This window comes from Dactylosporangium vinaceum (assembly GCF_019904175.1).
In the GTDB taxonomy this organism is placed as follows: Bacteria; Actinomycetota; Actinomycetes; order Mycobacteriales; family Micromonosporaceae; genus Dactylosporangium; species Dactylosporangium vinaceum.
Genome location: NZ_CP061913.1, coordinates 7,610,472 through 7,632,581, shown reverse-complemented (window position 1 = coordinate 7,632,581; position 22,110 = coordinate 7,610,472). Strand labels below are relative to the sequence as shown.

Here is a 22,110-nt window from a genome sequence, read left to right as displayed (position 1 = left end):
GCCCCCTTATCGGACGTAGATGACCGGTTGCCTGGGGGCGGCCATGCCGGAGCCGATGAAGTAGGACGGATGTGGCGGCTGGTTGTACGCGGTGTTCTGCCACGCGATCGCCTCGCGGTACTGGCAGTCGTGCATCAGCGTGTACAACTTCGTCGTCGTCGGGCTGGTCGTGCTGTAGATGCGCAGCGCGCTGTTGCTCGTCGTCGGCCAGATGACCTCCTCGCGCCAGTCGCCGAACAGGTCGGCCGACAGCGACGGCGTGGACTTCGTGCCGTTGTTGGAGTGCACGTCGGCGCCGGTGAGCAGCCGGGTGTCGCCGCTCGTCCCGTACTTGTCGATGTGCGTGCCGTCGAGGAGCTCACGGGTCGTGTCGGCGTCCCACCAGATCGTGAAGTTCGTCGAGCCGGGCTTGCGCGACGACACCACCGCGCCGCTCGGGGAGCGCACGCCGTCGGCGGCCGCCGACCACGACTCGGCGCCCGGGCTGCCCGGCCAGATGTCGTCGGAGACGCCCCGGCCGTTGTCGCCGTTGGCCGGCGTCGTCCACAGCACCTGGCCGGTGCGGGCGTCGGCCATCCAGCTCGACGGCTTCGAGCCGTCCTCGTCGACCTTGAACTCCTCGAGGCCGGGGCGGGACGGGTCGAGGTCGCCGACGTGCATGGCGTCGCCGTGGCCGTTGTTGGTGTTCCACAGCCGGCCGCCGTTGTCGTCCACGGCCATCGAGCCGTAGACGATCTCGTCCCTGCCGTCGGCATCCACGTCGGCGACGGCGAGCTGGTGGTCGCCCTGCCCGGCGTAGGCGCTGTTGCCGGAGGCGTTGCTGTCGAACGTCCAGCGCTTGGTCAGCGACCCGTTGCGGAAGTCCCAGGCGGCGATGACGGTGCGGGTGTAGTACCCCCGCGCCATGATCAGTGACGGTCGCCTGCCGTCGAGGTATGCGGTGCCGGCCAGGAACCGGTCGACGCGGTTGCCGTAGCTGTCACCCCACGACGAGACGGTGCCGCGCGGCGGGTCGTAGCCGACCGTCGACATCGCGGCGCCGGTCTGCCCGTTGAACATGGTCAGGTACTCCGGGCCGGACAGCACGTAACCGGAGGAGTTGCGGTAGTCGGCGTTCGCGTCGCCGATGACCCGCCCGGTGCCGTCGGTCGTGGCGTCGGCCGTCTTCATCGCGACCTCGGCCTTGCCGTCGCCGTCGTAGTCGTAGACCTGGAACTGGGTGTAGTGCGCCCCGGCCCGGATGTTGCGGCCCAGGTTGATCCGCCACAGCCGGGTGCCGTTGAGCTTGTACGCGTCCACGTAGACGTTGCTCGTGACGCCGGACTGCGAGTTGTCCTTGGCGTCGGACGGGTCCCACTTGAGCACGATCTCGTACTGCCCGTCACCGTCGAGGTCGCCGACCGACGCGTCGTTGGCCGAGTAGATGGAGCCCGGGCTCTGGATCGGCACGTCGAGGTAGGCGCCGCCCGTGAACCGCAGCGACGCCGGGGAAGCGGCCTGCTCGGCGCCGTTCACGACCGCGCGGACGGTGTAGGCGGCGTCGGCGGCGGCACCGTTGTCGAGATAGTTCGTCGAGTCGGTGACCGACGCGATCCTCGTGCCGCCGCGGTACACGTTGAAGCTCGTGCCGAACGCCTCGGTGCCCAGCAGCCGCCAGGACACCAGGTTGCCGCTGCCGGAGCGCACCGAGATCAGGCCCCGGTCCAGCTTCTCCATCTGCCGGCCGTTCTCGGCCGGGGGTGGCGTGGAGGTGGACGGTGTGGGCGAGGGCGATGAGGACGCCGGCGGGGCCGAGGTCGGCGGCGTCGTCGTGCCCGTGCAGGTCACGCCGTTGAGCGCGAATGCGGCAGGCACGGGGTTCGTACCGCTGCGGGCCCCGTTGAAGCCGAAGGAGACGGTCGCGTTCGTGGCGATGGCGGCGTTGTACCCGGCGTCCTTCGCGGTGACCGCCGTCCCGCTCTGCGTGACCGTCGCGTTCCACGCCTGGGTCACCGACTGTCCACTCGCGAACGTCCACGTCAGCGTCCAGCCGCCGATCGCGTCGCCGAGGTTGGTGATGTCGACGTTCGCGCCGAAGCCGTCCTGCCACTCGTTGGTCACCGTGTAGCTCACCCGGCAGCCCGCGGCCGCGGCGGAGGCCATGTGCACCGCCGTCACGGCACCGGCTCCGGCCGCCAGAATCGCCGCCGAGGCGGCCACTGCTCTTCGCACTTCGCTCCTCTTTCCCGCGGGGCCACGTTGCGGCGGACGGTAGCCCCGAGTCCGGAGGTTTCGAAAGTGGTCGATCCCGGGGCCGCGTGCGGCGGCCCCGGGATCGTGAAAGTTACCGGAAAGCGTTTACCCCAGGTGGAAGGACTGCGCGCCGGTGCCGTTGCAGGCGTACTGCACCAGCTGCACGCTGTCGGCCGTGGACGCGCCCGGCGTGTCCAGGCACTTGCCCGTCGCCCGGTTCACGAAGTGGTAGTACCCGCCGCCTTCCGCGACCGGCTGCCACTGCTGGTTGGTGCCGCCGCTGTACGACCACAGCTGGATCGGCGCATTGTCCGAAGTGGACCTGTCGGTCACGTCGAGCGACTGCGCCGGGTTGCCCTGGTTGTCGATGCGGTAGTAGCTGGCGTCGGTGGTCTGGAACCGGTAGTGCTGCGCGTTCGTGCCGTTGCAGGTGTACTGCTGGATCGCCGTGCCGTTCGCGGTCCCGGCCGCCCGGGCGTCGACGCACTTGCCGCTCGCCCGGTTCACCAGCTGGTAGTAGGTGCCGGGCGTCGGCGACCCGCCCGACGGCGTGGTGCCCGGCGTCGGCGAGCCCGGGTTCGACGTGGGCGGCGTCGTGCTCTGCCCGGCCAGCCACTGGATGCCCTGGATGATCCAGCGGTTCTGGCCGGCGCTCTCGAACGTCGACGAGGTCCGCGTGTTCGTGTCGTAGTTCATGCCGTTGTGGCCGAAGTTGGCGTACAGCATCTTGTAGTTGCGGTTCGTCCACAGGATCGGGTAGTAGCCGCTGTACCACGACTGGTTCGGGTCGGTGCCCACCGGGAAGCTGCCGGCGTCCACCGACGCCAGGATGTCGATGGCGGGGTTCTGGCGCAGGTCGTTGCTCCACGAGTACCACTCGGAGACGGCCGAGGGGAACGTCGCCGGCAGCCCGGCCATCGACGGGTGGCTGCGGTCCTCCACCCGGTAGGTGATCCTGGTCGGTCCCCAGGTGTTGGTCCGGAACGCGCCGGAGCCGAGGAACGTGTTGTAGTACCAGCTCCACGACCCCGGATCGGTCGTGAACGCGGACACGTGGAAGCCCATCCACGCCCCGCCGTTCTGCATGTACTGCTGGAACGCGGCCCGCTGCGCGCTGGGCGGCGCGTCGTCCAGGAACATGATCACCTTGTAGGCGGCCAGGCTGCCGGTGTTGAGCCGGCTCCAGTCGGTCGTGGCCTCCCAGGTGAAGCCGTTCGCGGCGCCCTGCTGCGGGAACCAGCTTCGCGCTTCCTGATCGAAGTCGATGTGGGCGGCGTCGTAGGTGCCGTTGTAGAACGCGAGCACCTTGAACGGGGTGGCGGCGGCGAGGGCGGGGCGGATTACGAGACCCACGCCCACCGCCGTCAACAGGGCAAGCGCGGCCAGCGCCAGCTTTCTGCGCACGGGTGAGGTCCTTCGGGTGTGAGGACGGATGGAGGGATGGGCGGATCCGCTCCGTCGCATCATCGGGCATCGATCGCGCCGAGCACAAGGTAAACAAGCCTAATAGTTAAAGTAAGTCGCCAATTAAGCGTTTGTTATGCGAAGCCGCAGGTTGGGAGGATCTGCGGATGGTTGCTGTCGATCTGGTCCGCGCGCTCGTGGCCACCCAGTTTCCGCAGTGGGCCGGGTTGCCGGTGTCACGGTTCGCGTCGAGCGGGACCGACAACACGATCTTCCGGCTCGGCCCGGACCTCGGGGTGCGGATGCCGCTCGGGGGGAACGGCGTGGGGCAGCTCGAGCTCGAGCGGCGGTGGCTGCCCGGGCTCGCCGCGCACCTGCCGGCCGCCGTGCCGGACCAGGTGGCCGTCGGGGCGCCCGGCCTCGGCTACCCGCATCCGTGGGCGGTGTACCGCTGGCTCGACGGCGCCAACCCGGACCGGCTCGACGACCTCGCGGCGGACCTGGCGGACTTCGTCCTGGCGCTGCGCGACATCGATGCGGGCGGCGGGCCGGCGGCGCGGTACGGCGGGCGGGGCGGGAGCCTGCGCGGGCGCGACGTGTCCGAGTGGATCGCGCAGCTGGCCGGCGACTACGACCCGGCCCTGCTCACCGCGGTCTGGCAGGGCGACCGGGACGTCGAGGAGTGGGGCGGGCCGCCGGTGTGGGTGCACGGCGACCTGCACCCGGCCAACCTGCTGGCGCGCGGCGGGAGGCTGACGGCCGTGCTCGACTGGAGCTGCCTCACGACCGGGGACCCGGCCATCGACCTGATGCCGGCCTGGCTCGCGATGGGCCCCGCTGCCCGCGGGACGTTCCGCGAGCTCGTCGGGGCCGACGCGGCGACCTGGCGGCGGGGGAGGGCGTGGGCGTTCAGTGTCGGGCTCGGGGCCTTCGCCTACTACCGGCAGCGCAATGCGTACTTCGGGGCGCTGGGGAAGTACGCCATCGATCAGGTGCTTGCCGAGCGGTAGGGGATCTCGCCTGATCCTCGCGGGATCAGGCGGGTCGGCACCACGTGGGCCGAGGGGTCCCAGGTTTCGCCGTCCAGGCGGCGAAACAGAAGCTCCGCGGCGCGGCGGCCCATCGCGTAGGGGTCCTGGGCCACCACCGTGACCGCGGGCTGCAGCAGGTCGGCCAGGGGGAAGTCGTCGAAGCCGACGAGGGCGACCGAGGTGTGCCGGTCGCGGCGGCGCAGGGCCCGGATCGCGCCGAGCGTCACCAGGTTCTGGGCGCTGAAGCAGGCCGTCGGCGGGTTCGGGGCGTCGAGCATCGCCAGGAACGCGGCCTCGGCGGCGTCGGCGGTGTGCAGGTCGTGGGCCACGTGCGCCTGGTTGCGCCCGATGCCGTGTTCGGCCAGGGCCTCGCGGTAGCCGGTGAAGCGCTGGCGGGCGGTCGCGATGGAGCGCAGGTCGCCCAGGTAGGCGATGTCGCGGTGGCCGTGGGCGACGAGGTGGTGCACGGCCGCGGCGGCGCCGGCCTCGTTGTCGGCCAGGACCGCGTCGGCGTGCAGGCCCACCGGCGGGCGGTCGACGAACACGACCGGCGTGTCGGGGTTGAGCTCCCGGTTGAGGTACGCCTGGTCGTCGCCGGCCGGGACCATCACCAGCCCGTCGGCCTGGCGGCGGGCGAACTCGTGGACGAGCGCGCGCTCGCGCTCCGGGTCCTCCTCGACGCTGCCGGCGAAGATCAGCACGCCGCGCTCGCGGGCCACGTCCTCCAGGGCGCGCTGCAGGGCCGAGGAGAACGGGTTGGCGATGTCCTCGAGCAGGGCGGCGATCGCGGCGGTGCGGCCGTCGGCCCGGCGCAGCCGGCTCGCCGTCATGTTCGGCCGGTAGCCCAGCTGCTCGATCGCCCGCCGGACCCGGCCCTGCTTGACCTCGCTGACACCGGCCTCGTCGTTGACGACGCGGGACACGGTCTTGGGGCTGACCCCGGCCAGCTGGGCCACGTCGCGGAGAGTCGGTCGGGCGTCCACGGTGGCCCAGCGTACCGGGAAACCGCTTTGACAACGTTGTCTTCTGAATATCAACGTATCCAGATTGTTATATAAGATCTTGGAGCTGGATGTATTGACAATCATCGTGATGTCTGACGAGAGTGTTTGACAACGTTGTCATTTGGAGGAGACACCATGCGCAGAGCCCTCATCGCGCTCGCCGCCGTGCTCACGGTGCTGCCGGCCGCCGCGTGCGGCGACGACCAGGGCGGCGGCGGCAAGAGCGTCTCGGTCGCCCTCATCACCAAGAACTCCACGAACCCGTTCTTCGTCACCATGCAGGAGGGCGCCCGGCAGGCCGCCGCGGCCGAGGGCATCAAAATCACCATCGCCGCCGGCAAGGCCGACGGCGACGAGGCGGGGCAGGTCCAGGCCATCGAGGACGCCATCGCCCGCGGCGACGCCGGCATCCTCATCACGCCCAACGGCCCCGGCGTCAACCCGGCGATCAAGAAGGCCCGCGACGCCGGGCTGTACGTGATCGCGCTCGACACCCCGCCCGACCCGGCGAACACCGTCGACATCACGTTCGCCACCGACAACTTCAAGGCCGGCGAGCTCATCGGCCGGTGGACCGCCACCACCCTGGCCGACAAGCCCGCGGTCATCGCACTGCTCGACCTGTTCAACGACAAGATCGTGTCGGTCGACTACAACCGCGACCAGGGCTTCCTGACCGGCATGGGCATCGACACCAAGGACAAGAAGCGCAACGGCGACGAGGAGAAGTCGGGGAAGTACTCGGCGGCCGGCGGGGGCGGCGGCACCTACACGATCGCCTGCAACGAGCCGACGAACGGTGCGGAGGACGGCGGCCGCACGGCGATGGAGCGCTGCCTGACCAAGAACCCCGGCATCAACGTCGTCTACACGATCAACGAGCCCGCGGCCGTCGGCGCGCAGCAGGCCCTCAAGGCGGCGGGCGTGCAGAGCCCGATCGTCGTGTCGATCGACGGCGGCTGCGACGGCGTCAAGCAGGTCAAGGACGGCCTGATCAATGCCACGTCGCAGCAGTACCCCCTCAAAATGGCGCAGCTCGGCGTCAAGGCCGTCAAGCAGATCGCGACGGGCGGCTCCAAACCGCAGGTGACAAGCGGCCTGGACTTCTACGACACCGGCGTCGCGCTGGTGACGGACAAGCCGGCGCCGGGAGTGGACTCGATCGACGCCGCCAAGGGCACCGACCTGTGCTGGGGCAAGAAGTGACGGCCCCAACCCCAGCCTCAGCCTCAGCCTCAGCCTCAGCCTCAGCCTCGGCACCGGCCACGACGGCGGCCGAGCAGTTCGCCCGGCGCCGCCAGTCGCCGCTCCAGCGCGTCCAGCACCTGCTGCACGCCCACCCCGCGATCAGCCCGCTGCTCGTCCTCGTGGCGGCGGCCGTCGTGTTCTCACTGATCAACCCGCGCTTCGCGGCGCCCAACTCCCTGTCGCTGGTGCTGCAGCAGGTCGCCGTCATCGGCGCGCTCGCGGTCGGCCAGACCCTCGTGATCCTCACGGCCGGCATCGACCTCTCGGTCGGCGCGATCACCATCCTGGCGATGATGCTGTCGGCGAAGCTCGCCGAGGGCAACGGCGTGCCCGGCTTCCTCGCGGTGCTTGCCGGCATCGCCGTCGGGCTGGTCGCCGGCCTGCTCAACGGCGCCCTGGTCACCCGGATCGGGCTGCCGCCGTTCATCGTCACGCTCGGCACGCTGAGCGTGTTCACCGCCATCGGGCTGCTGTACTCCAAGGGCCAGAGCGTGCAGCAGGCCGACCTGCCCGGCTTCGTCAACTGGACCGGCGAGACGTTCAGCGTGGGCCGCTTCCACATCACCGTCGGCGTGGTCCTGGTCCTGGTGCTGTACTGCATCGTCGGCTTCGCGCTGGCGAACACCGCCTGGGGGCGCCACGTCTACGCGGTCGGCGACGACAAGGAGGCCGCCCGCCTGGCCGGCATCCGCGTCGACCGGGTACTGGTCAGCGTCTACACCCTGGCCGGGGCGATCTACGGCCTGACCGCCTGGATCCTCATCGGCCGGGCCGGCGCGGCCAGCCCCAACGCGATCGCCGACGCCAACCTGGAGAGCATCACGGCCGTCGTCATCGGCGGCACCAGCCTGTTCGGCGGCCGCGGCGCGGTCCTGGGCACGCTGCTGGGCGCCCTGATCGTGGGCGCGTTCCGCAGCGGCCTGTCATTGGCCGGGGTCGACGACCAGTACCGCGTCCTCGCCGTCGGCCTCCTCGTCCTGGTCGCCGTCGCGGTCGACCAGTGGATCCGGCGGGTGAAGGCATGACCGTTCCGGTGCTGGCCGCGCGCGGCCTGGTGAAGACGTTCGGCCGCGTGGTGGGCCTGGACGGCGTGGATCTCGAGCTGTTCCCCGGCGAGGTCCTGGCCGTGATCGGCGACAACGGCGCCGGCAAGTCGACCCTCATCAAGTGCCTGACCGGCGCCCTGGTCCCGGACGCCGGCTCGATCCTGCTGGACGGCGAGCCGGTGCACTTCCGCCGCCCGCAGGACGCCCGCGAGGCCGGGATCGAGACCGTGTACCAGACCCTGGCCGTGGCGCCCGCCCTGGACATCGCCGGGAACCTGTACCTGGGCCGGGAGCGCCGCCGCCCCGGCGTGCTGGGCTCCGTCCTGCGCATGCTGGACAAGAAGGGCATGCGCGCCGACGCCGCGAAGGCGCTGTCCGATCTGGGCATCGGCACGCTGCAGAACACGGCCCAGCCGGTCGAGACCCTGTCCGGCGGCCAGCGCCAGGCGGTCGCCGTGGCGCGCGCCGCCGCCTTCGGCAGCAAGGTCATCATCCTCGACGAGCCGACCGCCGCCCTGGGCGTCCGCGAGTCCAACCAGGTCCTGAAGATGATCGGCGAGGTCCGCGCCCGCGGCCTCCCGGTGGTCCTGATCAGCCACAACATGCCCCACGTCTTCGAGGTGGCCGACCGCATCCACATCCAGCGCCTGGGCCGCTGCGCCGGCGTCATCACCCCGGCCACCCACACCATGCCGGAGGCGGTCGCCATCATGACCGGCGCCACCACCCTGGCCGAGACCCCGGGCCGCTGACTCCCGGCGGGCCGGACCGCACAGGTGGTCCGGCCCGTCGCGGGGTGGGCGCTCGTCGTGCGCGCGGTCTCCCGTGACGAGCGCCCGCTCACGCGGGGCCGGGGCGCTAGGCCTTGACGTCCAGGAGGTCGCCGCTCTCCAGGACCGAGCGGAGCTGGTTGAGGTCGACGCCCTGGGTCTGGAACTTCTTCACCAGATCGGTTGCGCTGAGCTTCGACAGGTCTCCGCCCGCGTCGCCGCCGTTGCCGAGCAGCGCGTTGAGCTGCTGCACCTTGGAGCGGTCGCGCAGGCCGGCCGGGCCTTCGGAGCCGTCGGAGCCGCCGCCGCCCGGATCGCCGCCCGCTCCGCCCGGTCCGCGCGGGCCGCCGGGGAGGCCCGGCTGGGCGGCGATCCTCCCGGCCGCGTCGTCGTCGGAGACGCCGTTCGGGCCGGCGGGGGCGTCGCCCGGCTTGCCGGCCTTGATGGCGGCGATCAGGTCCTCGTGGGACAGGCCCTTCGCGTCGGCCAGGCCGGTGAGGCTCTGGCCGCTCTGGAGCTGGCCCTTCAGGTCCGAGGTCGACAGGCCCAGCGCCCTGGCCACCGGCTCGAGGGGGTCCTGCCCCCCGCGGGGGCGATCGGCCCGCTGGGTGGTCGCGAACTGCACGCTGTACGAGCCTGAGATCGCGCTGATCCCGCTGATCGACGTCATCTGTGCGCTCCGTCCGTGGTGCCTTCGGGTGTACCGTCGCAGCGCTCCTCGCGGCGGCGAGCTTGACTTCGGCCGCGGTACCGCGGTCACGAGCCTTTGCCAGGCTATTGGCCCTTTTTCCGGGGCTCTGCCAGCCGATCGGGCACCGACGGGGTGCAGACCGGGTGCAGCCGGGTGCGGCGCGGTTGCGCGGGCGGCCGAGGCCCTGCTGGAGGCCTGTCCGCCCATTTAACCCCGGGCCCGGTAAAGGTCGCGCAGGACGCCGATCTCACCGCCGTGGTGCATCGTTTCCCGGTTCACGTGCACGATGAGGGCGGCCATCGGATCGGCCGAGAAATAGGCGCCCTTCGGTCCGAGGGGCGTGCGCATCGCCTCGTCGTCCAGGGCGGCGATGTGCGCGTGCCATTGCCGGTAACTGTCGTGCAGGAACGCGGCCCCGGCCTTCGCGGTGTGCGGCAGATCACCGGGCACGTGCCGGGGGTCGAACATGTCGGCATCGGCCGGGTCGGAGGGGCCCGGGAAGAACGTCGCCGTCCGGATGACGAAACACCCGACCGCGATGTGCATCATCCGCCAGGCGATCGTCGTCACGGGCGCCGGCGACTTCCTGGTGGTGACGCCGTCGGGGCGGAATCGACCGTCCGCACCGGCCCGGACGCTCCAGCACCCGGGCACCGGCTCCCAGAAGTATTCGTCGTCGGTGAGCCCATTCAGCCGCGGCCAGAGGTGGGTGTCCCAGTAGTACTCGAGCTGGGCCGCCAGCAGGCGGCCCCAGTCCAGCGGGGGTGCGCTCATGACGGCCAGCCTAGGCGATACCCCGATCGCGGTAATTGGACCGACACGAACGGTGATGAACTGATTTCCTTGGCTATCTGGCGTGAAATCAATTGATTGGCGATACTGTTTCCCACGGGCACCGTTTTACCGAAGTCCGTCCCAAGTCGCTCACGGGAGGTCGGCCGGCATGGCCAAGCGTGTCATTCAAGAACTGATCGACGATCTGGACGGTAAGCCCGCCGATGAGAGCGTGACGTTCGGCCTCGATGGCGTGCAGTATTCGATCGACCTGTCCAAGAAGAACGCCGAGAAACTGCGCGGCGCGCTCAAGCCCTACATTTCCGCGGGCACCAAGGTCGGCCGTAGCGCGGTCGTTGGGGCCCGAACTGCCGCCGGCCGGGCCCGCGGCACCACACGCGGTGACCGCGACCAGAACCGCGCCATCCGGGAATGGGCCCAGGGCGCCGGATTCCAGGTTTCCGACCGGGGCCGCATCAAGCAGGAGATTGTCGACCAGTACCACGCGAACGCCGGTCGCTGATCGCACCGCCCGGCCGCCGACCACGCCGGTCGGCGGCCGGTCGCGGGTTTCGTTAAGGCCGCCCGGGCGCCCGCCGATCGGGTGAGGGTGAACCTCGTCGCGGTCCTCATCGTCCGGGACGAGGCGGCCGACATCCCCGGCTGCCTCGCGTCGCTCGGCGGGATCGTCGACGGCATCCACGTCCACGACACCGGCTCCACCGACGCGACGGCCGACCTCGCCCGGTCCATGGGTGCCGTCGTCAGCACGGGGGAGTGGCCCGGCGACTTCGCCGCCGCCCGCAACGCCGCCCTCGCCGCCGCCGGCCGCACGGACTGGGTGCTCAGCGTCGACGCCGACGAGCGGGCCACCGCCGACCCCGGCCGCCTGCGGGCGCTGCTCGCGTCCGCGCGCACCGACGCGTTGCTGGTCCAGATCGACAATCGGCACGACGAGCTGCCGTACACGCAGTACACCCCCCGCATCTTTCGTCCTTCGGCCGTCCACTGGGCCGGCCGCGTCCACGAGCGGCTCGTCCCGGAGCGCGGCACCTGGCCCGCGCTGCCGGGCGAGGCGCTGCGCCTGACCCACCACGGCTACGAGCACCGCGCCGTGCGCACCGGCAAGGCCCGGCGCAACGCCGCCCTCGCCGAGGCCCAACTGCCCGCCACCACCGGCGAGGACCGGGCCACGACGCTGCTGGACCTGGGCCGCAGCTACGTCGGCGCCGGGCGCCCGCAGGACGCCGTCGACACCTTCGAGGCCCTCCGCGCCGAGGCCGTGCCCGGGACCCGGCAGTGGATTCTCGGCACCGACGCCCTGGCCCGGCTCCTGCTCGGCGCGGGGCACGACGACGCCGTCGTGGTGCTGGCCCGGCAGCTGCGGGGTCACGGCGTCGACCGGCAGTACTGCGACTGGCTGGAGTCCCAGGCCCTGGCCCAGCTCGGCCACACCGCCGACGCCTGGCAGCTGCTGCGACACGTCCGCCGGGTCGTCGATCCGGCGGGCCGCGTCTACCCGCCGGAGCACCTCGCCGAGCTCAAGCGGCTCCTCGGCGCGCTCGCCGGCTCCCACCGCTGACGCCCGCCTCCCGGGGTGCGGCTCCCGGCCGCGCGGGCCCGCGCGCGGAGGGCGGCACGGGGTCAGAGATCAGGGTCGAGGTGGTCGGTCATGAGCCGGCACACCGAAACCGGCCCGCCCGCCGCGGTGGCGATCTGCGCGGCCCGCTCCGCGGACTCGACGTCGATCAGCCAGTACCACCGGAACAGGCCCGAACCGCACCCACCGCGAACGTCGACCGTCAGGGAAGGGTCGGCGAGCCGGCCCGCGTCGAGCAGCTCGCCGCCCAGATCCGCCGGCGGCGCCGAACCCTCGGCGTGCAGCAGCAGGAACTTCGTCATGCCCCAGGGTCGGAGCCGGGCGGCGGTTCTCTACACGGGCGGTTCCCTACACGGGGCGGTTCCCTACACGGGGCGGGGCTCGCCGCGGTAGGTGCCGAACGAGTACAGGTTGCCCTCGGGGTCGCGGGCGGCGAACTCCCGCGAGCCGTAGTCGGTGGTGTACGGGCCGCGCACGATCTCGGCGCCCGCGGCCAGGGCCCGGGCGTGCACGGCGTCGGGGTCGGCCGTGACGACGTAGCAGCCGAACGTGCCCGGGCGCAGGTTCCAGTCGTCGTCGCGGTGGCTGCCGAGCATGATGCCGCCGCCCTCCGGCCACGCCACCTCGGCGTGGTGGATCAGGGTGCCGTCGCCGAAGGCGGCCACCTCGGCGAAGCCGAACGCGTCGACCAGGAAGGAGATCAGCGCGCGGGCGTCGGTGGCCCGCAGGGTGGGCCAGACGGTCGGCGCGGGAGTCTTGTCATCGCTCATGCCGCCGAGTCTGCCCCGGCCAGGGCCTGCGGCGATTGCACGTTTCGGAACTCCTCGGCCCACCAGCGGGCCGGTGGCAGGCCGGCCAGTGCGGTGAACTCGCGGGTGAGGTGGGCCTGGTCGTAGTAGCCGCAGGCGACGGCCAGCTCGGCGAGGGGGCGGCCGCCGGCGGCGGACTGCAGCAGGCGGCGGGCCCGGTCGAAGCGGGCCACCCGGCCGGCGACCTTCGGGGTCAGGCCGATCTCGACGCCGAAGCGGCGGGCCAGGTAGCGGCCGCTCCAGCCGGTCTCCCCGGCGAGCTCGGCCGCGCTGAGCGCGCCGCCGGTCGCGCACAGCCGCTGCCAGGCGAACGACACCTCCGGTGCGGGCGCGCGGTCCGGGGCGGCCCGGCGGGTGAGCAGCTCGTCGACGATCCGGAAGCGGGCGGCCCACCCCTCGGCCAGGGCGACCCGCTCGTGCAGTTCGGCGGCGAGCGGGCCCAGGACGTCGGTGCCGTCGAGGTCGGCGCCGGCCAGCTCACCCGCCGGGAGGCCGAGCAGCGCGCGGGCGCCGAGCGGTGACAGGGCCACCTGGATGCCGGCCTCGGTGCCGTCCTGCTCGATCAGTGCGGGCACGACGTGCAGCCCGCCGACGATGGTGGCGTACTGCGCGGGCGGCGCCGAGGGGTCCGGATGCGCGACGACCCGCAGCGGCCGGCCGATGGTGACGATCAGCGTGAGGTACGGCGACGGCAGGCCGCGGTGCCGGCCCGGCGGCAGCTCGTGCTGGGCGTAGCCGGTGTACCAGGCCGCGTACCGGCGCACGGCCGGCGCCGGGCGCCACAGGACGTGCTCGGAGTCCATGCGGCAAGCGTAAGCCCGGGATCGGCCTACGCGCTGCGGCGGTTGATCGGCCAGGCGGTCGTGGCCGGGACGGTGTCGGGCGCGGTGATCAGCGCGGTGGTGTCGGCGTCGAGTGCGGCCTGCACGGTGGAGTAGGTGGCGATGGCGCCAAGCGATCCGCACTCACGCAGCGTGTGCACGACCTGCGCGTTCGGCCCGGCCAGGACCAGCGCGCCGCCCTGCTCGGCGGCGATGCCCGCGGTGACCCGCAGCATCATCACGCCTGTGCAGTCGATCGCGGCCACCGCGGCCAGGTCGACGACGATGCGGAGCTCGGGCCGCAGCAGCGCCTGTGACAGCGCCGTCTCCAGCTGCATCGCGCTGGCCGCCACCAGCACCCCGTGACAGGACAGCACCGTGGCGGCAGCGAGTCGTTCCACCGCGAGGGTCAGGGCTGCCATGCTGCGACGATACGGTCCGGCGTGACGTTGGGTGAACCACTGTCCAGCCGGTAACCCCATCCGTCCGGCCGGTCCGCCCACCTCCGGACGTCGCGGTGGGTGATCGTCGAACGGGTAGGTCGCCTCGACCGGCCGGGTTAATCCGCCGCGATTTGCTCCCGGTGTGCAACCCGATGCCCGGTTCGGGCGTCAGCCCATCGGGTGACCGCAATCTGACCGTCACTCTGTGCAGTGCCGGTGGCCCGGCGGACGGAATCCGCGCAAACATCGACGATAATCACGATTTCGTGACGATGGGCAAGCCCGGCAACCCCTTGCGTGAACCCTTTCGCTCCCGCAGCGCCGGCCGTCGATATGGACGGCGACGATAGTGTGCGGTGTCAATACGATCCGGAACTCGTCGCCCGGCCCCGGCGGTCACCCCGCCCGGTCCGGCGCGTCGTCTCAAGGAGGCTTCATGGCAAGAAAAGGCCTGGCCGCAGCCACGGCCGTCGCCCTGGCCATCCCGGTGCTCGTCGCGCTGCCGACGTCGTCGGCGTTCGCGGCCCCCGCAAAGGCCCCGGCGAAGGCCCCCGTCAGCGACTCGTCCGGGGAGGCCCAGAAGGGGCTGTCCCGGCCGATCCTGACGCTGGACGGCAAGGTCGTGGACATGAACCAGGGGCTCGGCCAGCAGGGCAAGCAGACGGCGCAGAAGCGCTCGACGCTCGCCGCGGCCGACACCCCGCCGGTCGGCACCGTCCGGCAATGGCTGGGCTCCGACAGCCAGCTCGGCCGCAACTACCGCAAGGACTACGTCCTGCGCGGGGTCGGCCAGAAGATCGAGCTGTGGGTCGCCGTCGACCGGGCGTTCCCCGCCGGTGACTGCCGCAACCAGGTGGCGGGCACCACCGACGTGACCGACGCTCAGGTGGCGAGCTTCATCCAGGAGTTCGACACCAACATGTACCCGAAGGAGACCGCCACCTTCAGCACGCCGGTGAGCCGGGACGGCACGCACGCCATCCTGGGTCCGGACAAGAACGGCAACGGCGGTGTCTACACGGGCGGCGGGGACAAGACGGTCGCGCTCGTCGACAACATCCGGGACGCGAACTACTACAACTTCCCGGCGGCGGCGAGCTACACGGCGGGCTTCTTCTCCGAGGCGCTCGACGACTACTTCGACCGCAACGTCATGACGATCGACGTCTACGACTGGCAGCACCGCACGGGTGACAACCCGCCGGACAACCCGTCGTCGGACGTCTGCGTCAGCCGGCCGGCCCGGCCCAACACCTACGAGGGCACGTTCGCGCACGAGTGGCAGCACCTCCTCGAGTCCTACCAGGACTCGAACGAGGGCGTGTGGCTCAACGAGGGTCTGTCCGACTTCGCGCAGACGCTCACCGGCTACGTCGACACCACCAAGAAGATCGACGAGTTCGGCAACGACAGCCACGTGAACTGCTTCCAGGGCTGGGGCATCGTCCAGACGCCCTACAACCCGAACACCCGCGACTGCGGCGGGGCGCAGAACTCGCTCAACCTCTGGGGTGAGGGCGGCACCAGCAGCAGCATCCTCGCCGACTACGGCAATGCGTACGAGCTGGTGACGTACCTCTACGACCACTTCGGCCTGGACATCATCACGCGGCTGCACCGCGACGGCGCCCTGCAGGGCATCCCGAGCGTCGAGGCCGCCGTGAAGGCCAAGGGGGCCAAGGACTTCTACTCGGTCCTGCACGACTACCAGAGCATGGTCCTGCTGGACCGGATCGTCGGCGACTCGCAGTGGGGCATCGTCCTCGGCGCCGACAAGCGCAAGGTCACGTCGAAGACCCTGCGCTCCACGGTGAACCTGGCCAACCCGCAGTCCTACAGCGTGCCCGGTGCGGCTCCCAACGGCGCCGACTACGTGCTGCTGCAGAAGAACGGCCAGCCCATCGCCGGCAAGGACCTGCGCTCGCTGAAGTTCAGCGGCGTGGACACCCTGCCGGTGGCGCCGCTGGCGTGGACACTTGCCACTGACGACCCGGACCGGCCGGGCAACTCGGTGCTGTTCTCCGGCAACGAGGACAACCTGGACGTCTCCGCGGTCACCTCGGTGACCGTGCCGGCCACCAACCCGACGCTGACCTTCCTCGCGAAGTACGGCGCGGAGGCCACGTACGACTACGGTTACGTCCAGGTCTCGACCGACGGCGGCGCCACGTACACCTCGATCGCCGGCGACAAGACCGTCGCCGGTCCGCTCGGGCCCGGCCTCAACGGCACCACGACCGGCTTCGAGCCGCACTCGTTCGACCTGTCGGCCTACGCCGGCAAGTCGATCCTGCTGTCGTTCCGTTACGTCAGTGACGGCGGCACCAGCGAGGGCGGTCTCAAGATCGACGACGTCAAGGTCGGCGACACCCTGATCAGCGACGGCTCCAGCCTGGCGCCGTTCAAGTCGCCGACCCAGGTGCGCCCGATCGTGGTGAAGAACTACAACGTGAAGCTCATCGGCATCGACGAGCAGCACGCGTTCGCCTGGCAGTTCGAGTTCAACGGCCAGAAGAACATCGCGCTCAACTGGATCCAGCTGGCGCTGCTGTCGCTGTTCCCGAAGGTCGTGGCCGTCGTGGCCTACGACGAGCCGACGGAGCAGGTCCAGCAGTACGCGCCGTACACCCTCACGGTGAACGGTGTCACCCAGCCCGGTGGCGGCGGGGCGTAACGACGTTCGCTCCCGCGCGGCGGCCCCATCGTCCACTTCGGATGGTGGGGCCGTCACGTTATGATGATGTTGTGTGACCCGTGGTAGTGTCTGATCGACTTTAGTCGATACCGTCCATCGGGAGAGGCCTCATGACCGCGACGACGGAGGCGGCCCCGCGGCTGCCGTTCGACCGCCCCAACATCCTCGAGATCGCCCCGCTCTACGACGTGCTGCGCCGTGAGGCCCCGATCACGCTGGTGACCACCCCGGCCGGGGACCCGGCGTGGCTGGTCACGGCCTACGCCGAGGCCCGCCAGATCTTCGGTGACAAGCGCTTCGGCCGCTCCCATCCGGCGCCCGAGCAGGCGTCGCGGATCACCCACGCCGCGATTCAGGACGGCCCGATGGGTGACTTCGAGACCGAGGAGCGCGAGCACGTCCGGCTGCGCCGGCTGCTCGCCCCGGCGTTCTCGGCGGCCCGGATGCGCCGGCTCGGCACCCGCATCGAGGAGCTGACCACGCGCTGCCTCGACGACATGCAGGCGGCCCGGGACGCGAACCCCGGCGCGCCGGTGAACCTGCACGACCACCTCTCGTTCCCGCTGCCCGTCCTGGTCATCTGCGAGCTGCTGGGCGTGCCCTGGGAGGACCGGCACCGCTTCCGCGACCTGTCCACCCGGATCGGCCGCATCGACGGCGGGGCCGATGCGCAGCGGGCGATGTGGGAGTTCCGGGAGTACACCTCGGGGCTGGCCGAGGCCAAGCGCAAGGACCCGACGCCGGACGTCATCTCCGACCTCGTCACCGCGCAGACGACCGACCCGACGCTCACCGACGACGAGGTCGCCCGCCTGGCCGCCGGGCTCATCTTCGCCGGCCACGAGACCACGTCGACCCGCATCGACCTCGGCACGCTGCTGCTGCTGGCCGACCTGGAGCGCCGCGACCGGTTCCGGGCCGACCCCGACGGCCAGGTGGCGGCCACGGTCGAGGAGATCCTGCGGATCACCGCCCCCGGCGGGCTGGGCCTGCTGCGCTACGCCCACGACGACGTCGAGGTCGGCGGCGTCACGATCGCCCGCGGCGATGCGGTCGTCATCTCCATCAGCGCGGCCAACCGCGACGACTCGGTGTTCGCGGACCCGGCCGGCTTCGACGTCGACCGCAAGCCGAACGTGCACCTCGCGTTCGGCTACGGGGCGCACGTCTGCATCGGCGCCAACCTGGCCCGCACCGAGCTGCGCACGGTGTTCCCGGCCCTGATCCGCCGCTTCCCCGACCTGCGCCTGGCGGTCGGGGTCGACGAGATCCGGGTCCACGACGACCGGCTCACCGGCGCCCTGGACGAGGTCCCGGTGATCTGGTGATGAAGATCCGGGCCGACACCGCGGTGTGCGTCGCCTCGGGCATGTGCGTGATGCACGCGCCCGAGGTGTTCGACCAGCGCGAGGACGACGCCGTGGTCGTGGTGCTCGTGGCCGAGCCGCCCGAGCAGGAGCACGACACGGTGCGCCAGGCGGTGCTGGGCTGCCCGTCCGGGGCGTTGAGCATCGACTAGGCGGCGGGCACGTGCCGGCCCCGGGACGCCGAGGCGACCGCGGCCAGCAGCGTCATGAGCGTCGCCGCGCCGAACACCACGACCAGGCCGTCGTGGAACGGCTGGGCGATGAGGTTCGGGAAGAACTCGTGGCCGGTCAGCGTCGCCGTGTTGGCGGGCGGCAGCGTGGGCAGCACCCCGAACGGCGCCAGCAGGTGCTCGACCGGGTTGCTGCCCAGGAACGCCGCGAACAGAGTGCTCACCGGAGGGAGCGACGCCACCGACGAGGCCACGGGTGGGTGCACCCCCTGGGCCGTGAGCCCGCTCGCGAGGGTCTCCGGCAGCGCGCGGGCGAGGCCGACGACCATGAGCGAGAAGAACACGCCGATCGACAGGGACGTGCCCGCGTTCTGGAACGTGCTGCGCATCCCCGAGGCCACGCCCCGCTGGCCGGCCGGGACGCTGCTCATGATGGCCGACGTGTTCGGGGCCGAGAACATGCCCTGGCCGAGCCCGCTGAGCAGCAGGAGCAGGGCGAACACCGGATACGCGAAGTCGATCGGGATGGCCAGGAGCCCGGCGAACGCGGCCGCGGTGAGCACCAGGCCGACGGTGGAGAACAGGCGGGCGCCGAAGCGGTCGGAGAGATAGCCGCTGACCGGCCCGGCCAGCAGGAACCCGACGGTGAGCGGCAGCATGAAGATGCCGGCCCACAGCGGCGTGTCCTCGAACCTGTAGCCGTGCAGCGGCAGCCAGATGCCCTGCAGCCAGATGATGAGCATGAACTGCATGCCGCCGCGGGCGATCGCCACCAGCAGCGCGGCCAGGTTGCCGGCCGCGAAGGCCCGGATCTTGAACAGCCCGAGCTGGAACATCGGCTGCGCGATGCGCGACTCGACGATCACGAACCCGATGAGCAGCAGCACGCCGAGGCCGATCCCGCCGAGCACGCGCGGGCTGGTCCAGCCGGTCGGGTGCCCGCCGTAGGGCTGGATGCCGTACGTCATGGAGGCCAGGATTAGCAGCGTGCCGGCGGCGAACGTGACGTTGCCGAGCCAGTCGACCGACGCGCGGTGCCGCTCGCCGGTCTCGCGCAGGCTGCGGTAGGACCAGATCGTGCCGACCACGCCGACCGGCACGCTTACCCAGAACACGGCCCGCCAGTCGATCGCGGCCAGGACCCCGCCGAGCAGCAGCCCGAGGAACTGCCCGGCCAGGGCCGTGATCTGGTTGATGCCCAGCGCCATGCCGCGCTGGCGGGCCGGGAACGCGTCGGTGAGGATGGCCGCCGAGTTGGCGGTGAGCATCGCCCCGCCGAACGCCTGCACGATCCGCCAGCCGATGAGCCACATCGCCCCGCCACCCGCGTGGAACGGGTCGAAGGACAGCGCCACCGAGGCCACGGCGAAGATCAGGAAGCCGCGGTTGTACATCCGGACGCGCCCGAACATGTCGCCGAGCCGGCCGAGGGCCACGACCAGCACCGCCGACACGAGCAGGTACCCCATGATCATCCACAGCAGGTAGCCGATGTTGCCGGGCGCCAGGGGGTCGAGGCCGATGCCGCGGAAGATGGCGGGCAGCGAGATGATGACGATCGAGCCGTCGATGGTGGCCATGAGCATGCCGAGCGTGGTGTTCGACAGCGCGATCCACTTGTAGTTGTCCGGCTTGCCGGCCACGTCCTCGACGTCGGCTTTCTGGGCGGCGGTCACAGCTGCTCCGCCAGCTTGTCGAGGATCCGGGCGGCCTCGACGAGCGACTCGCGCTCCGCGTCGGTGAGGCGGCCGATCGCCTGGGTCAGGGCCTGGATCTTCACCGAGCGGCGGTCGGTGAGCAGGTGGCGGCCCTCGTCGGTGATGGCCATGAGGACACGGCGGCCGTCGTTCGGGTCGGGGGAGCGGCTGACCAGGCCGCGCTGCTCCATGGCCTGCAGCGTGGTCCCCATGGCCTGCGGCTTGACCCGCTCGTCACCGGCCAGCTCGCCGGGGGCCGCCGGGCCGCCACGGTCGAGGCGGGAGAGGACCGACGCCTCCGACAGGGTCAGCTCGCCGGGGGCGTGGGTCTGCCGCAGCCGCCGGACCAGCCTGCCGACCGAGATCTGCAGGCTGGCCGCGATACCTTCAACGTGCATGTAGTAAAGGTAAACTGATAAATCTGGGTTGAACAAATCGGCGGTCAGAAACCCACGGCGACGAGGAGGTACTGCGGGTTGCCGTGGGACACGAACGAGGACTGGCCCGCGTAGTCGTCGTAGGGGAAGCCGTACGCGAGCTTGCCGATGGCGTGGTCGTGCCAGAACTTCGCGTAGTAGTTCGCCGGCGCCGCCTGGTAGTACAGGCTCGGCGTCGACCAGTCCGACTGCGGCAGCTGCCGGACGTGCCGGTTGAGCGCGGAGCAGTTGCCGGAGTCGTTGGCCAGGACCCCGGCGCAGCCGAAGATGTCGGAGGTGGCGGCGTTGATGCCGAACTGCTGGGCGTAGGCGGTGAAGTAGCCCTGGTTCACGCCCCCGGCCCGGAAGGTCGGGTCGCTGCCCGGGGCGATGATCCGGTACGGCGCCTGCGACTGGGCGAGCACCCGGAACTCCGGCGGGACCTCGGCGATGAACTTGGCGAATGTCGCCTCCCGCGACTCGGTGAAGGTCTGGTAGTCCTCACCGACCTGGACGTCGTAGCCGTCCTTGGCGTGCAGCCGCATCGCGATCTTCAGGCCGAACGCGTCGACCCGTGTCGTGTTGCCGTTGAACACCGCGGCGCCGACGGTGAACTCGATGAAGTCGAAGTACTGGCCGCCGGGCTGGCCCACGTAGAAGTACATCCGGCCGGCGCTGTTGGCGGGCATGTCGAGGTACGGCTGCTCGGCGATCGAGTGGGTCTGGCCGTTGAAGCTCCAGTAGACCTGGCTGTCCGGGTAGCGGCCGTTGGTCCGGTTGAGCACCTTCACCATGACGACGTTCTGGGCGGCCGGGATGCCGGCGGTGTCGCCCCAGAACTGGTCCGGGGGCGGCGGGCTGGTCGGCGGGTTGCTCGTCGGCGGGGGCGGCGTGGCGGCCGAGACGCGCACGCCGAACTCGTACAGCGAGTAGCCGTAGGCGGTGCCGCGGGCCGTGCCGTACATCCGCACGTAGCGCCCGGAGCCCGAGACGGTCAGGTGCGCCACCCCGCCCGCGCCGCTGGTCGTGCTGTAGATGCTCGTCCAGGTCGTGCCGTTCGCTGACGTCTGGATCGAGAACGCCTTGCCGTACGCGGCCTCCCAGGTGAGGTCGATGCCGCAGACGGTGGCGGTGGCGCCGAGGTCCACCTGGATCCACTGGGGGTCGGTGAACGCGCTTGACCAGCGGGTGCCGGTGTTGCCGTCGAACGCGGCCGCGGCCGGGCTGGCGGCGTTCTCCGTCGACGAGGCGGTCGCGGGCTTGCCCTGGGCGTAGTTCGACGTGCCGCAGGAGCCGCCGCCGAGCGTGCCGAAGACCTGGAACTCCCACAGCGAGTAGCCGTAGGCGGTGCCGCGGGCCGTGGCGTTCACGCGCACGTAGCGGCCGGTGCCGGAGACGTTGAGCGTCTGCACGCCGCCGGTGCCGGTCGTCGTGCTGTAGACGTTCGTCCAGGCCGTGCCGTCGGCCGAGGTCTGGACCTGGAAGGACTTCGCGTAGGCGGCCTCCCAGTTGAGCACGACCTGGTCGACGGTGGCGCTCTGGCCCAGGTCGACCTGAATCCACTGCGGATCGCTGAACGCGCTGGACCAGCGGGTGGCGGTGTTGCCGTCGGTGGCGGCCGCGGCGGGCGTGCCGGCGTTCTCCGTCGATGAGGCGGTGGTCGGCCGGCCCTGGGACAGCAGGGTGCTGGCGGCGCTGGCACTGCCCAGGGTGAACGCCGCGTAGCCGGCTATGACGGCCGCTACGGAGAGCGCGCTCACGAGCAGGCGCTTTCTGATGAGCATGGGAACTGCTCCTTAGACGTGGTTGGGGCGTCGGCGGAGGGATGGCGGAAGAGAGCGCTCTCTCAGTGAGAGGGTCGTCCAGGAGGGCGGCCGTCGTCAAGTGGTGGG

Annotated in this window: 21 protein-coding genes; 9 read left to right on the top strand and 12 right to left on the bottom strand. The window is 71.2% G+C overall.

Annotation, left to right across the window (positions count from 1 at the left end):
* Nucleotides 1–6 precede the first annotated feature (6 nt).
* Together Dvina_RS34220 and Dvina_RS34215 are read right to left on the bottom strand one after the other, a co-directional pair.
* The gene (locus tag Dvina_RS34220; protein WP_446682180.1) at nucleotides 7–2,211 is read right to left on the bottom strand and encodes a rhamnogalacturonan lyase family protein; all 2,205 of its coding nucleotides are present in this window, start codon (nucleotides 2,209–2,211) and stop codon (nucleotides 7–9) included.
* Between the two features lie 126 nt (nucleotides 2,212–2,337).
* Nucleotides 2,338–3,636: an RICIN domain-containing protein gene (locus Dvina_RS34215; protein ID WP_246655506.1), complete on the bottom strand. Its 1,299-nt coding sequence runs from the start codon at nucleotides 3,634–3,636 to the stop codon at nucleotides 2,338–2,340.
* Between the two features lie 167 nt (nucleotides 3,637–3,803).
* On the opposite strand from Dvina_RS34215, the gene Dvina_RS34210 reads away from it, so the two are divergent.
* Entirely contained in the window at nucleotides 3,804–4,646 is an 843-nt protein-coding gene (locus Dvina_RS34210; protein WP_223093410.1) for an aminoglycoside phosphotransferase family protein, read from the top strand.
* On the opposite strand, the gene Dvina_RS34205 is transcribed toward Dvina_RS34210, so the two are convergent.
* Nucleotides 4,625–5,650 (bottom strand): LacI family DNA-binding transcriptional regulator, encoded by a 1,026-nt coding sequence (locus Dvina_RS34205; protein WP_246655505.1) that lies wholly within the window; start codon nucleotides 5,648–5,650, stop codon nucleotides 4,625–4,627. The two genes, Dvina_RS34210 and Dvina_RS34205, sit on opposite strands and share 22 nt — an antisense overlap.
* A gap of 156 nt (nucleotides 5,651–5,806) precedes the next feature.
* Between Dvina_RS34205 and Dvina_RS34200 the strand changes: the two genes are divergently transcribed.
* Genes Dvina_RS34200 through Dvina_RS34190 form a run of 3 tightly spaced genes read left to right on the top strand, consistent with a single transcriptional unit; the run spans nucleotide 5,807 to nucleotide 8,717 of the window.
* Entirely contained in the window at nucleotides 5,807–6,877 is a 1,071-nt protein-coding gene (locus Dvina_RS34200) for a substrate-binding domain-containing protein (protein ID WP_223093408.1), read from the top strand.
* Complete coding sequence (locus Dvina_RS34195) at nucleotides 6,874–7,944, top strand: ABC transporter permease (RefSeq protein WP_223093407.1); 1,071 nt, start codon at nucleotides 6,874–6,876, stop codon at nucleotides 7,942–7,944. The genes Dvina_RS34200 and Dvina_RS34195 overlap by 4 nt, the downstream gene beginning before the upstream one ends.
* Nucleotides 7,941–8,717 carry an ATP-binding cassette domain-containing protein gene (locus Dvina_RS34190; RefSeq protein WP_223093406.1) on the top strand — a complete coding sequence of 259 codons (777 nt, stop codon included), beginning with the start codon at nucleotides 7,941–7,943 and terminating at the stop codon, nucleotides 8,715–8,717. Before Dvina_RS34195 ends, Dvina_RS34190 begins: the two co-directional genes overlap by 4 nt.
* A 106-nt stretch (nucleotides 8,718–8,823) precedes the next feature.
* On the opposite strand, the gene Dvina_RS34185 is transcribed toward Dvina_RS34190, so the two are convergent.
* Together Dvina_RS34185 and Dvina_RS34180 are read right to left on the bottom strand one after the other, a co-directional pair.
* Nucleotides 8,824–9,405 carry a hypothetical protein gene (locus Dvina_RS34185; protein WP_223093405.1) on the bottom strand — a complete coding sequence of 194 codons (582 nt, stop codon included), beginning with the start codon at nucleotides 9,403–9,405 and terminating at the stop codon, nucleotides 8,824–8,826.
* A 228-nt stretch (nucleotides 9,406–9,633) separates the two neighbouring features.
* The gene (locus Dvina_RS34180) at nucleotides 9,634–10,200 is read right to left on the bottom strand and encodes a DinB family protein (protein ID WP_223093404.1); all 567 of its coding nucleotides are present in this window, start codon (nucleotides 10,198–10,200) and stop codon (nucleotides 9,634–9,636) included.
* A gap of 169 nt (nucleotides 10,201–10,369) precedes the next feature.
* Between Dvina_RS34180 and Dvina_RS34175 the strand changes: the two genes are divergently transcribed.
* Together Dvina_RS34175 and Dvina_RS34170 are read left to right on the top strand one after the other, a co-directional pair.
* Complete coding sequence (locus tag Dvina_RS34175; RefSeq protein WP_223093403.1) at nucleotides 10,370–10,723, top strand: histone-like nucleoid-structuring protein Lsr2; 354 nt, start codon at nucleotides 10,370–10,372, stop codon at nucleotides 10,721–10,723.
* 87 nt (nucleotides 10,724–10,810) lie between these two features.
* Nucleotides 10,811–11,782 (top strand): glycosyltransferase, encoded by a 972-nt coding sequence (locus Dvina_RS34170; RefSeq protein ID WP_223093402.1) that lies wholly within the window; start codon nucleotides 10,811–10,813, stop codon nucleotides 11,780–11,782.
* A gap of 62 nt (nucleotides 11,783–11,844) precedes the next feature.
* Here the strand turns inward: Dvina_RS34170 and Dvina_RS34165 are convergent, their stop codons facing one another.
* The 4 genes from Dvina_RS34165 to Dvina_RS34150 form a co-directional block, all read right to left on the bottom strand.
* Nucleotides 11,845–12,102 carry a YciI family protein gene (locus Dvina_RS34165; protein WP_223093401.1) on the bottom strand — a complete coding sequence of 86 codons (258 nt, stop codon included), beginning with the start codon at nucleotides 12,100–12,102 and terminating at the stop codon, nucleotides 11,845–11,847.
* Between the two features lie 63 nt (nucleotides 12,103–12,165).
* Nucleotides 12,166–12,570, bottom strand: a complete 405-nt coding sequence (locus Dvina_RS34160; RefSeq protein ID WP_223093400.1) for a VOC family protein — start codon at nucleotides 12,568–12,570, stop codon at nucleotides 12,166–12,168.
* Entirely contained in the window at nucleotides 12,567–13,412 is an 846-nt protein-coding gene (locus Dvina_RS34155) for a helix-turn-helix domain-containing protein (RefSeq protein ID WP_223093399.1), read from the bottom strand. Before Dvina_RS34155 ends, Dvina_RS34160 begins: the two co-directional genes overlap by 4 nt.
* Nucleotides 13,413–13,438: 26 nt before the next feature.
* Nucleotides 13,439–13,852 (bottom strand): STAS domain-containing protein, encoded by a 414-nt coding sequence (locus Dvina_RS34150; RefSeq protein ID WP_223093398.1) that lies wholly within the window; start codon nucleotides 13,850–13,852, stop codon nucleotides 13,439–13,441.
* 457 nt (nucleotides 13,853–14,309) lie between these two features.
* Between Dvina_RS34150 and Dvina_RS34145 the strand changes: the two genes are divergently transcribed.
* From Dvina_RS34145 to Dvina_RS34135, 3 genes are all read left to right on the top strand, one after another.
* Complete coding sequence (locus Dvina_RS34145; RefSeq protein WP_223093397.1) at nucleotides 14,310–16,547, top strand: choice-of-anchor J domain-containing protein; 2,238 nt, start codon at nucleotides 14,310–14,312, stop codon at nucleotides 16,545–16,547.
* Between the two features lie 131 nt (nucleotides 16,548–16,678).
* Complete coding sequence (locus Dvina_RS34140) at nucleotides 16,679–17,896, top strand: cytochrome P450 (protein WP_223093396.1); 1,218 nt, start codon at nucleotides 16,679–16,681, stop codon at nucleotides 17,894–17,896.
* Nucleotides 17,896–18,087, top strand: a complete 192-nt coding sequence (locus Dvina_RS34135) for a ferredoxin (protein WP_223105866.1) — start codon at nucleotides 17,896–17,898, stop codon at nucleotides 18,085–18,087. The genes Dvina_RS34140 and Dvina_RS34135 overlap by 1 nt, the downstream gene beginning before the upstream one ends.
* On the opposite strand, the gene Dvina_RS34130 is transcribed toward Dvina_RS34135, so the two are convergent.
* The 3 genes from Dvina_RS34130 to Dvina_RS34120 are packed head-to-tail and all read right to left on the bottom strand — an operon-like array spanning nucleotide 18,084 to nucleotide 22,002.
* On the bottom strand, nucleotides 18,084–19,781 hold the full coding sequence (locus Dvina_RS34130; RefSeq protein WP_246655504.1) for an MFS transporter: 1,698 nt from the start codon (nucleotides 19,779–19,781) through the stop codon (nucleotides 18,084–18,086). The genes Dvina_RS34135 and Dvina_RS34130 overlap by 4 nt on opposite strands.
* Nucleotides 19,778–20,200: a MarR family winged helix-turn-helix transcriptional regulator gene (locus tag Dvina_RS34125; RefSeq protein ID WP_223093395.1), complete on the bottom strand. Its 423-nt coding sequence runs from the start codon at nucleotides 20,198–20,200 to the stop codon at nucleotides 19,778–19,780. The genes Dvina_RS34130 and Dvina_RS34125 overlap by 4 nt, the downstream gene beginning before the upstream one ends.
* A gap of 44 nt (nucleotides 20,201–20,244) precedes the next feature.
* Nucleotides 20,245–22,002 carry a discoidin domain-containing protein gene (locus Dvina_RS34120; protein WP_223093394.1) on the bottom strand — a complete coding sequence of 586 codons (1,758 nt, stop codon included), beginning with the start codon at nucleotides 22,000–22,002 and terminating at the stop codon, nucleotides 20,245–20,247.
* Between the last annotated feature and the right edge of the window lie 108 nt (nucleotides 22,003–22,110).